This is a genomic window from Siccirubricoccus deserti (assembly GCF_014283215.1).
Taxonomy (GTDB): Bacteria; Pseudomonadota; Alphaproteobacteria; order Acetobacterales; family Acetobacteraceae; genus Siccirubricoccus; species Siccirubricoccus deserti.
Map to the genome: position 1 here is coordinate 1 of NZ_JACOMF010000246.1, position 866 is coordinate 866.

The following is an 866-nucleotide window of genomic DNA, read 5'->3' on the forward strand; positions in this document are numbered from 1 at the left end:
CGCCCGCATCGCCCGGGCGGCGTTCCGGCGCGGCAATCCCTACCTGCTCCTGCGCGACCGGCTCGGGGCGGTGTTCGCCGACGCCGGCTTCGCCGGCCTCTACCCCGCGCTCGGCCAGCCCGCCTACGCGCCCTGGCGGCTCGCCCTCGTCACCCTCATGCAGTTCCGCGAGGGGCTGATACCAAATCTCGTTGATCAGAGCCCATATGCCCAGTCGCGCAGGCCGATGGACATGATGCGCCAGGGCTGCTCGACGAGCCTGTTCCAGGCGTGGCAGCAGTGATCGACGATGTCGTCATAGCAGCGGAAGATGCGGTTCGAGAGCCAGTTGTCGCGCATGAACTGCCGAGCGCCTCACCGGGGTTGAGATCGAACGCGCCTATGTCGACCGTGGCTACCGCGGCCATGACGCCGACAAGTCCCGCGTGTTCGTCTCCGGCCAGAAGCGCGGCATCACGCCCACCATTCGCCGCGAGCGGCGTCGCCGCAGCGCCATCGAGCCCGTCATCGGCCACCTGAAGAGCGACGGCCATCTCGGCCGCAACTTCCTGCGCGGCACGGAAGGCGATGCGATCAACCTCGTCCTCGCCGCCGCAGGCCACAACCTCCGTCTACTCCGTGCCTGGCTGGCCTGGCTCTTGGCGTGCCTGCTCAGCCTGTTGACTTCCGCTCATCAGGTCGGAGAGGGACGCCTGCCCAGCGCCTTAGCCGCCTGAAAACCCCGTAGTTCACGGGCGACTAGCACTACTTCGGCACTTTCATTCGCGCTTGTGTAGGTCGATGAACTCGCGGCATCTGGGACATCGCAGCCGGATGGCGGCAGCGAGCTGAGCCAGCAGTGCGCGCCGGATGGCGGGCAAGGTGGG

At 67.7% G+C, this 866-nt stretch carries 3 pseudogenes; 2 read left to right on the top strand and 1 reads right to left on the bottom strand.

Going from position 1 to position 866, the window contains the following annotated elements:
- A pseudogene (locus tag H7965_RS30105) lies at window positions 1-178 on the top strand (IS5/IS1182 family transposase); the annotation flags it as partial.
- A 17-nt stretch (window positions 179-195) separates the two neighbouring features.
- Here H7965_RS30105 and H7965_RS30110 read toward each other — a convergent pair.
- Window positions 196-345, bottom strand: a pseudogene (locus H7965_RS30110) (IS630 family transposase); the annotation flags it as partial.
- Between the two features lie 2 nt (window positions 346-347).
- Here H7965_RS30110 and H7965_RS30115 point away from each other — a divergent pair.
- A pseudogene (locus H7965_RS30115) lies at window positions 348-716 on the top strand (transposase); the annotation flags it as partial.
- Between the last annotated feature and the right edge of the window lie 150 nt (window positions 717-866).